Annotated in this window: 12 protein-coding genes; 8 read left to right on the top strand and 4 right to left on the bottom strand. The window is 62.8% G+C overall.

Going from position 1 to position 14,346, the window contains the following annotated elements; all coding sequences use genetic code 11:
• The first annotated feature begins 132 nt into the window (after positions 1 to 132).
• The 3 genes from VCJ09_RS06855 (at position 133) to VCJ09_RS06845 (ending at position 6,216) form a co-directional block, all read left to right on the top strand.
• Positions 133 to 1,665: a glucan biosynthesis protein G gene (locus tag VCJ09_RS06855; RefSeq protein WP_407693035.1), complete on the top strand. Its 1,533-nt coding sequence runs from the start codon at positions 133 to 135 to the stop codon at positions 1,663 to 1,665.
• Positions 1,662 to 4,250: a glucans biosynthesis glucosyltransferase MdoH gene (gene mdoH / locus VCJ09_RS06850; RefSeq protein ID WP_324734617.1), complete on the top strand. Its 2,589-nt coding sequence runs from the start codon at positions 1,662 to 1,664 to the stop codon at positions 4,248 to 4,250. Before VCJ09_RS06855 ends, mdoH begins: the two co-directional genes overlap by 4 nt.
• Positions 4,251 to 4,545: 295 nt before the next feature.
• Positions 4,546 to 6,216 (top strand): ABC transporter substrate-binding protein, encoded by a 1,671-nt coding sequence (locus tag VCJ09_RS06845; protein WP_324733683.1) that lies wholly within the window; start codon positions 4,546 to 4,548, stop codon positions 6,214 to 6,216.
• Positions 6,217 to 6,311: 95 nt separating this feature from the next.
• Here VCJ09_RS06845 and VCJ09_RS06840 read toward each other — a convergent pair whose 3' ends face one another.
• Positions 6,312 to 7,097, bottom strand: a complete 786-nt coding sequence (locus tag VCJ09_RS06840; RefSeq protein WP_324733682.1) for a hydroxypyruvate isomerase family protein — start codon at positions 7,095 to 7,097, stop codon at positions 6,312 to 6,314.
• Complete coding sequence (locus VCJ09_RS06835) at positions 7,094 to 7,984, bottom strand: NAD(P)-dependent oxidoreductase (protein WP_324733681.1); 891 nt, start codon at positions 7,982 to 7,984, stop codon at positions 7,094 to 7,096. The genes VCJ09_RS06840 and VCJ09_RS06835 overlap by 4 nt, the downstream gene beginning before the upstream one ends.
• A 564-nt stretch (positions 7,985 to 8,548) precedes the next feature.
• Between VCJ09_RS06835 and VCJ09_RS06830 the strand changes: the two genes are divergently transcribed.
• Genes VCJ09_RS06830 through phnE form a run of 4 tightly spaced genes read left to right on the top strand, consistent with a single transcriptional unit; the run spans position 8,549 to position 11,812 of the window.
• Positions 8,549 to 9,412, top strand: coding sequence for a putative selenate ABC transporter substrate-binding protein (locus tag VCJ09_RS06830; protein WP_324733680.1), 864 nt, complete (start codon positions 8,549 to 8,551; stop codon positions 9,410 to 9,412).
• Entirely contained in the window at positions 9,409 to 10,212 is an 804-nt protein-coding gene (locus VCJ09_RS06825) for a phosphonate ABC transporter ATP-binding protein (RefSeq protein WP_324733679.1), read from the top strand. Before VCJ09_RS06830 ends, VCJ09_RS06825 begins: the two co-directional genes overlap by 4 nt.
• Positions 10,206 to 11,033, top strand: coding sequence for a PhnE/PtxC family ABC transporter permease (locus tag VCJ09_RS06820; protein ID WP_324733678.1), 828 nt, complete (start codon positions 10,206 to 10,208; stop codon positions 11,031 to 11,033). The genes VCJ09_RS06825 and VCJ09_RS06820 overlap by 7 nt, the downstream gene beginning before the upstream one ends.
• Positions 11,030 to 11,812 carry a phosphonate ABC transporter, permease protein PhnE gene (phnE, locus tag VCJ09_RS06815; protein ID WP_324733677.1) on the top strand — a complete coding sequence of 261 codons (783 nt, stop codon included), beginning with the start codon at positions 11,030 to 11,032 and terminating at the stop codon, positions 11,810 to 11,812. The genes VCJ09_RS06820 and phnE overlap by 4 nt, the downstream gene beginning before the upstream one ends.
• Before the next feature lie 96 nt (positions 11,813 to 11,908).
• On the opposite strand, the gene VCJ09_RS06810 is transcribed toward phnE, so the two are convergent.
• Together VCJ09_RS06810 and VCJ09_RS06805 are read right to left on the bottom strand one after the other, a co-directional pair.
• Positions 11,909 to 12,277 (bottom strand): DUF5064 family protein, encoded by a 369-nt coding sequence (locus tag VCJ09_RS06810; protein WP_079201199.1) that lies wholly within the window; start codon positions 12,275 to 12,277, stop codon positions 11,909 to 11,911.
• Between the two features lie 254 nt (positions 12,278 to 12,531).
• A complete protein-coding gene (locus VCJ09_RS06805) occupies positions 12,532 to 12,849 on the bottom strand; it encodes a DUF2288 domain-containing protein (protein WP_324733676.1) in 318 nt (105 codons plus the stop codon).
• Positions 12,850 to 13,146: 297 nt separating this feature from the next.
• Here VCJ09_RS06805 and VCJ09_RS06800 point away from each other — a divergent pair, with 297 nt between their 5' ends.
• Positions 13,147 to 14,274 carry a branched-chain amino acid ABC transporter substrate-binding protein gene (locus VCJ09_RS06800; protein WP_324733675.1) on the top strand — a complete coding sequence of 376 codons (1,128 nt, stop codon included), beginning with the start codon at positions 13,147 to 13,149 and terminating at the stop codon, positions 14,272 to 14,274.
• The last annotated feature ends 72 nt before the right edge of the window (positions 14,275 to 14,346 follow it).

Here is a 14,346-nt window from a genome sequence, read left to right as displayed (position 1 = left end):
TTACGGATAACATGGTCGGAAATTCAGTACCCGGGATCAACCGGGCCGCTCTACCTTCTTGCTTCGTCTGGTGAATCCGTGTCACTCAAAACCGTTAACCGCGCTTCCCGTCACGGTATCTTCCCCTCTCTCCTGCATTTGGCCTCTATCACCTTGTTGCTCTGCAGCGCTCAAGTCCAAGCATTCTCGCTTGATGACGTGGCTACCAAGGCCAAGGCTCTAAGCGAAAAAAACTACAGTGCACCGGCCAGCAACCTGCCCGTTGAGCTGAGCGAGCTGCCATTCGCCGATTATCAGAAAATCCAACCGCGCCCTGAAGAGTTCGAGTGGAGCGAGCGCGATACGCCATTCAAGCTGAGCTTTTATCACCAGGGCATGCACTTCAAGACGCCGGTGAAGATCAACGAGGTCACCGCCACCACGGTCAAGGAAATCAAATACGACCCCAAGCGCTTTAATTTCGGCGATCTGAAGTTCGACCAGCAGGCTACCAAAAATCTCGGCTATGCCGGTTTTCGGGTGATGTACCCGATCAACCAGCAGGGCAAGCAAGACGAGATCATGAGCATGCTCGGCGCCAGCTACTTTCGGGTAATCGGCAAAGGACAAGTGTACGGCTTGTCGGCGCGCGGCCTGACCGTCGACACCGCGCTACCCAGCGGCGAAGAATTCCCCTATTTCCGCGAGTTCTGGATCGAACGGCCGAAGCCGCAGGACAAGCACCTGGTGATTTTCGCCTTGCTCGACTCACCGAGCGCGAGCGGTGCCTACCGTTTCACCCTGCGCCCGGGCCAGGATGCCGTGGTCGACGTGCAAGCCAAGGTCTTCCTGCGCGACTCGGTCGGTGAGCTTGGCCTGGCATCGCTGACCAGCATGTTCCTGTTCGACCCGAAACAACCGCCCAAGCAGCACAGCTTCCGGCCGGCCCTGCATGACTCCAACGGCCTGGCGATTCATGCCGGCAATGGCGAGTGGCTGTGGCGACCGTTGAACAACCCGAAAAATCTGGCCGTCAGTAGCTGGCAGGTGGAAAACCCGAAAGGCTTCGGTTTGCTGCAACGCGGCCGCGAGTTCTCCCGCTTCGAAGACCTCGACGACCGTTACGATCTGCGCCCTAGCGCCTGGATTGAGCCCAAGGGCGACTGGGGCAAAGGTCGGATCAAACTGGTGGAGATTCCCACCCAGGATGAAACCAACGACAACATAGTGGCGTTCTGGACCCCGGAAAAACTGCCCAAAAATGGCCAGCCCCTGGAGTTTGCCTACCGCATGCACTGGACCCTCGACGAACCGGCGCTGCATCAGCCGGACAATGCCTGGGTCGCCCAGACGCTGCGCTCGGCGGGTGAAGACAAGCAGGCAAACCTGATTCGCCAGCTGGACGATAGTATTGCCCTGCTGATCGACTTCGAGGGGCCCGCACTGGCCAAGTTCACGCAAGATGCCGCACCGAGCTCACAAGTCAGCGTCGGCGACAATGGCAAACTGATGGAGAACAGCCTGCGCTATAACCCTGCCACTCAGGGCTGGCGCCTGACCTTGCGAATCAAGGTCAAAGACCCCGAGAAACCAGTGGAAATGCGCGCGGCTCTGGTCGACGGCGACCAGTCGCTGAGTGAAACTTGGAGTTATCAATTACCTGCCCACACGGCAACCAGTCGATGAACCAGCAGAGCCCGTCCCCCACGCGCCAGCCAGACCTGGACAGCTACCTGGCAGAACTGTCACTGCCTGATGCAGAGCGCGAGGCGCTGGCCCAGGCCGAGGACTTTGCCGACCTGCACCAGCGCTTATCCGGCCAGCCGGCGCAGAGCGCGGCCGAAGCCGTCTGCCTGTCCGCGACGCGCCGCCTGCAACTTGGCGCAGGAAGCAACCTGACCGGCGCTGGCATCCTCGGTGAAGATGCCGCAGGTCGGCTGCGCATCGAGGCGACCCCTCCCCTGCACCGCAGTCATGTGACGCCCGAGCCCTGGCGCACCAATATCCTGGTCCGTGGCTGGCGCAAATTGCTCGGCAGGCAAAGCCCGCCGCCGCCACCGCGGCAACAGCTGGAACCCGCACGCTGGCGCCAGGTCGGTTCGTGGCGCCGGCACGTCCTGCTGCTGTTGATGCTCGGGCAAACCGTAGTGGCGACCTGGTACATGAACAGCATCCTGCCCTACCAGGGCTGGATGCTGATCGACCTGCAGGAAATCATGCAGCAGAGCCTGCAAGAAAGCGTCATCCAGGTGCTGCCCTATCTGGTGCAGGGCAGCATCCTGGTGCTGTTCTCCATCCTGTTCTGCTGGGTCTCCGCCGGTTTCTGGACCGCCCTGATGGGCTTTTGGGAACTGCTGCGCGGCTATGACCGGTACGGGATTTCCGGTGCTCACGCGGGTAATCAACCGATTACCGCCGACGCGCGGACCGCGATCATCATGCCGATCTGCAACGAGGACGTGCCGCGGGTTTTCGCCGGGTTGCGCGCAACCTACGAATCGGTGGCCGCCACCGGCGATCTCGAGCGCTTCGACTTCTTCGTCCTCAGCGATACCGGCGACGCCGACATCGCCGTCGCCGAACAGAACGCCTGGCTGGAACTGTGCCAGGCCTGCAAAGGCTTCGGACGGATCTTCTACCGGCGCCGGCGCCGCCGGGTCAAACGCAAAAGCGGCAATATCGACGATTTTTGCCGCCGCTGGGGCAGCAACTACCGCTACATGGTGGTGCTGGATGCCGACAGCGTCATGAGCGGCGAGAGCCTGACCAGCCTGGTACGCCTGATGGAAAACAATCCGCAGGCCGGGATTATCCAGACCGCGCCGAAATCCGCCGGCATGAGCACCCTGTATGCGCGCCTGCAACAATTCGCCACCCGCGCCTACGGGCCGCTGTTCACCGCCGGCCTGCATTTCTGGCAACTCGGCGAGTCGCACTACTGGGGACACAACGCGATCATCCGCATGCAACCGTTCATCGACCACTGCGCCCTGGCACCGCTGCCGGGTAAGGGCGCATTCGCTGGCGCGATCATGTCCCATGACTTCGTCGAAGCGTCACTGATGCGCCGCGCCGGCTGGGGCGTATGGATCGCCTACGACGTACCCGGCAGCTACGAAGAGCTGCCGCCCAACCTGATCGACGAGCTGGAACGCGATCGCCGCTGGTGCCACGGCAACCTGATGAATTTTCGCCTGTTCCTGGTCAAGGGCATGCACCCGGTACACCGTGCGGTGTTCCTCACCGGGGTGATGTCCTACCTGTCGGCGCCGCTGTGGTTCCTCTTCCTGCTGCTCTCCACCGCGTTGCTGGCGACTCATACCCTGCTGGAGCCTCAGTACTTCCTGGTGCCTGGCCAGTTGTTCCCGGTCTGGCCGCACTGGAATCCGGAGCAAGCCATCGCTCTGTTCTCCACCACCCTGACCTTGCTGTTCCTGCCCAAACTGCTCAGCGTCCTGCTGATCTGGATCAAGGGTGCGCACGCCTACGGCGGCGCGTCCAAGGTCTGCCTCAGCATGCTCCTGGAGATGCTCTTCTCGGTATTGCTGGCACCGGTCAGAATGTTGTTCCACACCCGCTTCGTCACCGCGGCCTTTCTCGGCTGGTCGGTGCAGTGGAACTCACCGCAACGTGACGATGGCATCACCACCTGGGGCGACGGCGTACGCCGGCACGGTTGGCAAACCCTGCTGGGCATCCTCTGGGCTGCCGGGGTCGCCTGGCTCGACCCGGTGTTTCTCTGGTGGCTGGCGCCGATCGTGGTGTCCCTGATGGTGTCGATCCCGGTTTCGGTGATCTCCAGCCGCCTGAGCCTGGGGCAAAGTGCGCGGCGCAACCAACTGTTTCTGATTCCCGAGGAGTCGAATCCGCCTCAGGAGCTGGTGTCCACCTACAGCTATGCCAGGCACAACCGTGAGCATGCCCTGCACCAGGGGTTTATCGCCGCAGTACTGCAGCCGTTCCACAACGCGCTGGCGTGTGCCATGGCAACCGCCCGCCATGGCGATTCGTCACGCCTCGAAACGGCCCGCCAGCGTTTGCTGCAACATGCGCTGAAAAGCGGCCCGAAGCAGCTCGACGGCCCGAGCAAGCTGGCCTTATTGAGCGACCCCGTAGCGCTCAGCCGCCTGCATACGCTGCTCTGGGAACAGGCCGAGCAACACCCCTTGTGGCAACAGGCCTTTAGCCAGTCCATGCAGCAGCCCGCCCGCTTGCCGGTCACGCCAGCAACGCTTCCGCAGTCGTCCTCCGCCCGCCCGGTAGCCGGCTGACACAGCGCTTCGGCTGCGATGCCTGGCTCATCGCAGCCGAAGGCTCTGCTGTCGAGCAGAGCCGCTGGTCAGCAAGAACCTACCTCCGGGCATGCCGATTCGCCGCCATGCCCTTGCCAGATGCATAGACTCACTATACTGATGCCATATCGCCATACTCTTCAGGCATAAACGGCGACACCGATAGTCGACAAGAGCGTGGTCTACGACTGACAGCTAGGGCCGTTGTCGTGACCGCATCCGCTGTTGATGGTATTGCAAGGCTGTATAGACGCTGAGTCAGCGGCAGGTCGCCATGCCCCCACCCGTTCAAACACCACCCGGTAAGCGGAGCACCACTGCGCTACGCTTAGGCCTCGGCGTGCTGCTGGTGCAGTTGCTGTGCCTGACCGAGGTCATGGCCGCGGAAACAATGCGCCTGCAGCTGCGCTGGCTGCATCAGTTCCAGTTCGCCGGCTACTACATGGCCCTGGAAAAAGGTCTCTATGCGCAAGCCGGGCTGGATGTACAGATCAGTCCAGGCGGGCCGGGAACGCCAAAGCCGATAGACGCCCTGCTCAACGGTGATACCGACTTTGCCATTGCCAACAGCGGCCTGGTCATCGCGCGCATGCAGGGCAAACCCGTAGTGGCGCTGGCGGCGATCATGCAGAGCTCTCCTACCGTGTGGATAGTGCGCGCCGACTCGGACATCTATACGCCCCAAGACTTGGCGGGCAAGCGGGTGATGCTGATGCAGGCGCAGGAAAGCGCCGAGCTGCGCATCACCCTGGTCCGCGAAGGCATCGATCTGAGTCACCTGGAGGTACAGCAGACCAGTTTCAACCCGCAGGATCTGATCGACGGCAACACCGATGCGTTCGGCGGTTACATTTCCAACGAACCGTTCTGGCTGCAACAGCAGAAGGTGCCCTACCGGCTGATCAATCCGCGCGACTATGGTGTCAATTTCTACAACGATGTACTGGCCACCCACGAAACCCTGTTGCAACAGCGCCCCGCGCAGGTCGAGGCTTTTCTCCAGGCCAGCCTGCAAGGGTGGCAATACGCCCTGGAAAACATCGAGGAAAGCGTACAGCTGATTCATCAACGCTATGCCCCCGACAAGAGCCTGGAACATCTGCGTTTCGAGGCCGAGCAATTGCAGGCGCTGATCATGCCGGAGCTGGTGCAACCGGGGCACATGAACCCGGGGCGCTGGCAAGCCATTGCGCAAAGTTACCTGGAGCTGGGCATGGTCGAGGGACCGATCGAACTGGATGGTTTTATCTACAAGCGCAAGGTTGCAACCGACCACCGCCTGCTCTACCAGGTGCTTGGCGGCGCCCTGCTGGCCCTGCTGCTGCTGGGCGCCGTAGCCTTGCGCTTCGCCCGCCTGACGCAGAAACTGCGCCTGGAGGTCAAGCGCCGGCAACAGGCCGAGCAGGAACTGCGTAGCAGCAACCTGCAACTGGAGCGCCTGGCCAACACCGACCGCCTGACCGGACAGTGGTCGCGCCTGAAGATCGAGGAACTGGCGCACACCGAAATCAAGCGCGCCGAGCGCCATGATTTCCCTCTGGCCTTGGTGTTTCTCGATATCGACCGCTTCAAGTCGGTCAACGATCAATACGGTCACGACGTCGGCGATTGCGTCCTCACTGGCGTGGCGCAACGGATCAAGACTCACCTGCGCGACGCCGACAGCCTGTGCCGCTGGGGCGGCGAGGAATTCATCGTCCTCATGCCGCACACCGACCTCGATCAAGCCTGCCTGATCGCGGAAAAGCTTCGCGCCCTGATCGCCGCCGAACCGCTAACCGGAACCATCGGCGTCACCGCCAGCTTTGGCGTGGCGCAGTGGCAGCCCGGGCAAGAACTGGGTGAACTGGTGCACTGCGCCGACCTGATGCTCTATCGCGCCAAGAAGTTGGGGCGCAATCGGGTCGAACGCTTTTCCCCCTGCACCATCCTGCCCCTGGCGTAACGGACTGTCGTGCCTTCAGAGGCTGTAAAAATAGCCAACCTCGTCGTGAGACCGTCTCCAGGTGTTTGTGGCAGGCGGACGTTTTTCACAACCGCTCAGCCAGCCTTGCGCCAGCTGGCCAGCCAGCCCAGTCCCGCCTGCGTTCCGGCTTCACCCGGCAGGTATTCGGCGCCCAGCCAGCCCTGATAGCCGGTGCGTTCGAGCGCCGCCAGGGCCGGGGCAAACTCGAGCTGACCGGTTCCAGGCGCCCCGCGCCCGGGGCAGTCGGCGAACTGCACATGGCCGATGCGCCCAGCCAACAACTCGATGCCCGCCAGTAGATCCACGCCTTGGCGCGCCATGTGGTAGAGGTCGTACTGGGCCGCCAGATTGGGATGCCTGACCGTGCGCAACAGCGCATCGAGCTGTTCAGGGCTGTTGAGCAAAAAGCCCGGCATATCCAACGGGTTGATCGCCTCCACCAGCACGCAGATTCCCAGCAGCTGAAAAGCCTCGGCGCTCTTGTGCAGATTGGCGGCCAGGGTCGCCAGCGCTCGTTCTCGGTTCAAACCTTCGGCCAGGCGCCCGGGCAGCACATTGACGCAGGCGGGACGCACCATCGCCGCATAGGTCAGCGCCTCCTGCAGCGCGGCATCGAACTCGGCCTGGCGCGCCGGCACCGCCGCCAGACCGGCACCGCCGCTGAGCAAGTCGCCAGCGGGCAGATTGATCAGCACCAGCGGCATGCCCGCCGCCTCCAGCGCCTCCTTCAGGCGAATCGCCGCCAACTCGTAGGGAAACTGGATTTCTACACCGTCGAAACCCGCCGCAGCGGCCGCCACCACGCGCTCGCGCAACGGCAGTTCGCTGAACAGCAGGGACAGGTTGGCGGCGATTTTCATGCCTCACCCTCCCGATACAACTGCACCAGCGTGGCCGGATCGCGCTGCAGATTGCCCTGGCTGCCGTGCAGGCGCAGCAACTGCGCCGCCAGACCGCTGAGCGGTGTGGCCGAACCGATCTCGCGGGACAGTTTGACTGCGCTGTCCAGATCCTTGAGCAAGGTGCGCACATGCCACTTGATCGGTTCGAACTGGCTGCTGGCCATTTGCGGGGCGAGGATCTGCAGCGGTTTGGAATCGGCAAAACCACCGGCCAAGGCTGGAGCGAGCAGGCTGGCATCGACTCCGGCCTGCTCCGCCAGGGCCACCACCTCGGCAATCACCAGCGCGTTGCAGGCGACGATCATCTGGTTGCACAACTTGGTCACCTGACCGGCGCCGACATCACCCATGCGGGTCAGGCGCTGACCCAGGTGGGCGAGGATCGGTCGCGCCCGTTCGACATCCTCCTCGCGACCACCGGCCATGATCGCCAGGCTGCCGGCCTCGGCGCCAGGTGTGCCGCCCGACACCGGCGCATCAACCCAGCGCATGCCACAACGCTGCTCCAGCTCGGCGGCCATCGCGCGGGTCGCCGCCGGCTCCAGGCTGGAGAAATCCACCAACAGTTGCCCGGGCCGGGCGCCCTCGACAATACCGCCGGGGCCGAACACCACCTCACGCACCACCTCGGTATTGGCCAGGCAGAGCATCACCATGCCGGCATCGCTGCACAACTCGGCAGGGGTTTGCACACGCTGCGCCCCCAACTCGAGCAACGGCAGGCACTTGTCCGGCGAACGGTTCCACACACTCAGGGGATAACCCGCGGCCAACAGGCGCCGGGTCATGGGCAAGCCCATCAGGCCGATGCCGGCGAAAGCCAAGGCCGGAAGGGAAGTGCTCATCGATGCAGACATAATGCGGCTCCAGCTCAAAGGACATGGATATCTTAACGTAGGGGTTAGCGAGGCTGATCGTCTGCATCGAATCCGCCACGCACTGGGTGCGTCATTTAACCCAGCGGGGGCTCATGCAGATACCCGTCGAGGTAGTCCAGTTGCTGGGCTGCGCGGTGCTCAGTGATTGTGAAATTATCGAGCAGCGCAGTAGGCGAGAGACTTTTTCATGGCTATGTACCCGTTAACTGTTGAATGGGCCGCCCATGGCTCCGTGCAAGCAGATCCGTAGGGTGGGTTAGGCGCCTGGACAAGGCCATGGCTGTAACCCGGTCCGTGGCGCCGTAACCCACCATTGCCTTTGGCTCCAACTACCCATGGTGGGTTACGGCGCGGCAAGAGCCTGCGCAGATGGCGGAGATTGGCGTGCGCACCTAACCCACCCTACAAAAGCTGCGCCCCACACATAACAGGGACATAGCCTTTTTCACAAGCTCTCGACCCAACCGCCACAAGCGCATGATTCCCTTTATACTCCGCCGGCTTTCCCCGCTATTGAACCGGAGAACCCCCATGTTGAAGCGTCCCTTTGCGCTGGCCGCCGGCCTTGCCTTGTCTTTTTCCGCCGTATTCGCCCAAGCCGCCGATGTATTGCGCGTCTCGGCCATCCCCGATGAAGCCCCCACCGAACTGTTGCGCAAATTCAAGCCGCTTGGCGCCTACCTCGAACAGCAACTGGACATGAAAGTCGAGTTCGTCCCGGTATCCGACTATGCCGCTGTGGTCGAGGCCCTCGCCGCCGATCGTATCGACATGGCCTGGCTGGGCGGTTTCACCTTCGTCCAGGCGCGTCTAAAAACCGCCAACGCTGCGCACGCCGCCATCCCGCTGGTGCAACGCGCCGAAGATGAGAAGTTCACCAGCAAGATCATCAGCGCCGACCCGGCCGTGCACTCGCTGCAGGACCTGAAAGGCAAGACCTTCGCCTTCGGTTCGGTGTCGTCCACCTCCGGCAGCCTGATGCCGCGCTACTTCATGCTGAAAGACGGAATCAAGCCGGAACAGTTCTTCAGCCGCATTGCCTACTCCGGTGCGCATGACGCCACCGCGGCCTGGGTGCAGGCCGGTAAGGCCGACGGCGGCGTACTCAACGCCTCGGTGTGGGACAAACTGGTCGCCGCCGGCAAGGTCGATACCGACAAGGTCAAGGTAATCGCCACTACCCCGCCCTACTTCGATTACAACTGGACAGTGCGCGGCACCCTCGATCCAGTCGTGCGCAACAAGATCCAGGCGGCGTTCCTCGCCCTCGACCCGACCAACCCGGCACACAAGGCCATTCTCGACCTGCAAGCCGCCAGCCGCTTTATCGCGACCAAGGCAGAGAACTACCAAGGTATCGAGGAAGCAGCCCAAGCGGCCGGCCTGTTGCAGTGAGTGTCAGCCTCAGCGGCGTGGGTCTGACCCACGCCAACGGTCAGGTTGCGCTCAGCGCGGTCAATCTGCAGGTAAAGACCGGCGAGCGGGTGGCCATCATCGGCCCCTCGGGCGCGGGTAAAACCAGCCTGCTGCGCCTGCTCGCCAGCAACCTGCAACCCAGCAGCGGACAGATCCAGTTGCTCGGCCAGCAACCTTGGCAGCTTGCTGCAGGTAAGCGGCAGCAGTTGCGGGCGCGCATCGGCCTGATTCATCAGACACCGCCCCTGCCGCCACGCCAGCGAGTGGTCACGGCGGTACTGGCGGGTAAGCTGGGGCAATGGTCCCTGGGCAAAAGCCTGCTCAACCTGCTGCATCCGCTGGATATGCCCGGTGCCCAGGCGGCCCTTGCTCGCCTGGACCTGGCGGACAAGCTGTTCGAGCGCTGCGATCAGCTCTCCGGTGGCCAGTTGCAACGGGTCGGCATCGCTCGGGTGCTCTATCAAGCGCCGGAACTGATCCTTGCCGATGAGCCGGTGTCTGCCATGGACCCGGTGCTCGCCGGTCATACCCTGAGCGTGCTCAATGAGGAAGTCAGTCGGCGCGGCATGACCCTGCTGGCCAGCCTGCATGCGGTTGACTTGGCCCTGGCGCATTTCCCGCGAATCATCGGCGTGCGCGAGGGCCGCATCGTCTTCGACCTGCCGCCCGAAGCAATCAGCGTCTCCGCGCTGGATGCGCTCTACGCCAACGAACAATTGCCAGTCGTGCCCGCTTCGGCAGCGGCGGCGCCTGTGAGCGTGCAGATCCCACGATGCTGAACCCGGTACTGCGTGACCCGGCAGCCTTGCCGCGCCTGGCACTGACCCTGCTGGCAGTGCTGCTGCTGTGGCCAAGCCTGACGCTCAGCGAGCTGAACCTGGCGGTGCTGTTCGATCAACAGAACGCAGCCAATATGGGCCGCTTTCTCGCCGACTTCTGGCCGCTGGCGCATGATCGCGAGTTCCTCCAGTTACTCGGTCGCGCCACCCTGGAAACCCTGGCTATCGCCACCGCCGGCATGGCCCTGGCCCTACTGATCGCCATTCCCGGCGCACTGCTGGCCAGCCGCGCGCTATCACTCTCCGCCGTGCACCGTGGCGGACGTCCGGCCTGGTGGGCGCAGGCGCTGCGCTGGCCGGTACGCGGCCTGCTGATCATCCTGCGCAGCGTGCCGGAAATCGTCTGGGCGCTGTTGTTCGTGCGCGCCGTTGGCCTTGGCCCGACTGCCGGCGTGCTGGCCATCGCCATCACCTACAGCGGCATGCTCGGCAAGGTCTACGCGGAAATCTTCGAGTCGGTCGACCCGCGCCCGAGCCGCGCCCTGCTGATCGCCGGCAGCCCACGCTTGGCCGCCTTCGCCTACGGGGTTCTGCCCAATGCCGCCGCGGAAATGCTCTCCTACACGGTGTACCGCTGGGAATGCGCCATCCGCGCCTCGGTGGTGATGGGCTTCGTCGGCGCCGGCGGCCTGGGCCAGCAGATCGACCTGTCGCTGCGCATGTTCGCCGGCGGCGAGGTGGCCAGCATGCTACTGACCTTCCTGTTACTGGTCCTGCTCGCCGACCAACTCAGCCGTCTGCTGCGCGCGAGGTTGCTATGAAGCCTTCTGCGGGCAAGCGTCTGGGCAACTACGGCCTGCTGCTGGCCTTGCTGGTGACGGTGGTTGCGTCCTTCCGTTTCCTGGATATCGACCTTGGCGCACTGATCAGTGGCGACAGCCTGAGCCAGATGGGCCGCTATGCCAGCAACTTCTTCAGCCCGGATTTCTCGGCGCCGCACGTGCGGGCCATCGGCCACGGCGCGCTGGAGACCCTGGCCATGTCAGCCGTAGGCACCCTGTTGGCAGCCCTGCTCGGCCTACTCCTGGCCTTGCCGGCGGCCGGACGTTTCGGCTGGCTGGCGCTGAGCGGCTCTCGTTTTCTCTTGAATGCCCTGCGCGCGATACCGGAACTGGTGTGGGCGGCCCTAGTGGTGCTGGCCGCCGGCCTCGGCCCGAATGCCGGCACCCTGGCCCTGGCCTTGCACACCACCGGGGTGCTCGGCCGGTTGTTCGCCGAAGCCCTGGAGAACACCTCGAACGAACCAGCCGAAGCGATTCGCCTGGGCGGCGGCGGACATCTGGCGGCGTTCTGCTACGGCACCCTGCCGTCAGTCTGGCCGCAACTGATCGCCTATTCGTTGTACCGCTGGGAAAACAATATCCGCATGGCCAGCGTGCTCGGCTTTGTCGGTGCCGGTGGGCTGGGACAGATGCTCTACGTCAGTCTCAGCCTGTTCCAGGAAGCCCAGGCGGCGACGGTGATCCTGGCGATGCTGATCCTGGTGCTAGGCGTCGACGCCTTCAGCGGCTGGGCGCGTCAGCGCTGGGTCAGCGCGTAGGGCGGTCCGGACGGCGATCCGCTCGGAGCGAAGCGACAGCCCGCCACAGGCTGCTTCGCGAATCTGCGGCGAGTAACGCCCTATCCGATAGCGCCACTACAAGCCGTCTTTCTCAAGGTGGTCGAGATCGACCGAATCACCGGTATGACTGCCGAGCTTGGTGCGGATATCGGCGAACATCTGGTCGTATTCCTGGTGACCACGCATGATCAGGCTGAAATTGGCCGGCATCCCATGCTTGAGTGCCAGGCGGCTGGCGACACTGGCGAAATTGAAGGCGGTATCGCGGTGCAACTCGAACTGCTCCTCGAACGCCTTGCCCGCCACGTCGCCGGCCAGGCGCATGTGTAGCATCGGCCCCTCGACCGGATCCTGGCGCACCTCGTAGTGGAGATCGATGCTGAACGTAGGTTGGTCCGGGGTGGCGACCGGGTTAGCGCGATGCAGATGGCCAGGCTCGAACATATTGGCTCCGTAGCGACAGAGAAAGGGAAGACTCGAACCAGTCTAGCCCTGTTCACCGCCACCGGCGCATCGACTCTGCGGTTGTGAAAATATCGCGCGCCGTCGCGCGACCGTCTCCAGGCGTTCGCGGCAAGGCGCACCGTGTGAAAAACAGGGGAGTTTAGTGAGCTAAATAACCCTGTTTTTCACGTAGCGCAACGCCGCAGCGGTCGTGTGGAGGCGGCCGAAGTAGACGCGCGTTATTTCACCGGCTCTCAGTGCACAACAGGCTCGCCACGCCGCTCCTGCACCAGCACCCAAGGCGCCACCACCACCGCCCACAGCGGCGGGTCGCGCGCCAGCAGATCCGCGGCATCCCCATCGTCGACTTTTTTCAATTGGCCGCTGGCCAGCCAGGCGCTCACCTTGCCCTGGTCGTTTTCCGCTACGACTTGGGCCATCGCAATCAGATCTTGCGTAGCCCCGACCACCAGCAACGCACCGCGGGCGAAGCAAGGTTCCAACTCTTGCCAGGTGATTGGTGCAGTTTCGCCAAGCAGCTTGGCGTAGAGGGTGCTAGGTTGTTCAGTCATGGTTTGTCCGCAGATGTAGTCCGAATTTTGCTTGGGCAACATGATAGCGCCGCGCAAGCGCCAGGCAAGTACGCCGGACGCTGCCGAACGCAGACGAGGCACGCCGTTTTTCTATACGTTTCTTGCAATTAAGCGACATCTGCATGAATTGTCCCCAACGGCTGGCTTTTCAATCGGCAAAGCGGCGCTCTACACTGCAGCAGTAAAGTTGCCAGGGGTATGGCCGGGGAGAACGATCCGGCTCTGCAGCTTTGGCCGCCAGAACTACACAACGAAAACCAATAAGAGTGGAGCACTATGAACAAGGCTACTAAGCAGATCTCCAAACTGTTTGCCGCCATGGCCATGGCCGGCGTTGCCAGCTACTCGCTAGCGGCTGATACGATCAAGATTGGTATGGCAGGCCCGGTAACGGGCGCAGTCGCACAATATGGCGAGATGCAATTTATCGGCGCCAAGATGGCCATCGAGCAGATCAACAAGGCTGGTGGCGTCAACGGCGCCATGCTCGAAGGCGTGGTGTATGACGATGCATGCGATCCGAAGCAAGCCGTGGCCGTAGCCAACAAGATCGTCAACGACGAAGTAAAATTCGTGGTTGGCCACCTCTGTTCCAGCTCCACTCAACCAGCGTCCGACATCTACGAAGATGAAGGCATTCTGATGATCAGCCCGGCTTCCACCAGCCCTGACATCACCGCTCGCGGCTACGAACTGGTGTTCCGCACCATTGGCCTGGACAGCCTGCAAGGCCCGACCGCCGGCAACTTCATCGCCGACCACGTCAAGCCGAAAGCTGTCGCTGTGATCCATGACAAGCAGCAGTACGGCGAAGGCATCGCCACCGCGGTCAAGCAGACGCTGGAAGCCAAGGGCACCAAGGTCGTCCTATTCGAAGGCATCAATGCCGGCGACAAGGATTTCTCCGCGATGATCGCCAAGCTCAAGCAAGCCAATGTGGATTTCGTCTACTACGGCGGCTACCACCCGGAGTTGGGCCTGCTGCTGCGTCAGTCGGCTGAAAAAGGTCTGACCGCCAAGTTCATGGGCCCTGAAGGTGTGGGTAACAAGGAAATCTCGGCCATCGCCGGCCCGGCTTCCGAAGGCCTGCTGGTGACCCTGCCGAAGTCGTTCGATCAGGATCCACGCAACCAGGCACTGGTCGAAGCGTTCAAAGCCAAGAACGAAGACTCCAGCGGCCCGTTCGTCTTCCCCGCCTATGCTGCCGTGCAAGTGATTGCCGAAGGCATTGAGAAAGCTGGCGATACCGATACCGCCAAGGTGGCCGCAGCCCTGCGCGCCAACAGCTTCGACACGCCTACCGGCGTCCTCAGCTTCGACGAAAAGGGTGACCTGAAAGACTTCAGCTTCGTGGTCTACGAATGGCACCAGGACGGCACCAAGACCGAAGCACCGCTTAACTGAATAAAGCGGCTTCCCGCCTGAACCCAAAGCCCACTGCAGCCGCAGTGGGTTTTGTTTATTAGAAGAATTCCG

This window comes from Pseudomonas paeninsulae, assembly GCF_035621475.1.
GTDB classification, from domain to species: Bacteria; Pseudomonadota; Gammaproteobacteria; order Pseudomonadales; family Pseudomonadaceae; genus Aquipseudomonas; species Aquipseudomonas paeninsulae.
This window is presented reverse-complemented; position numbering and strand designations above follow the sequence as displayed.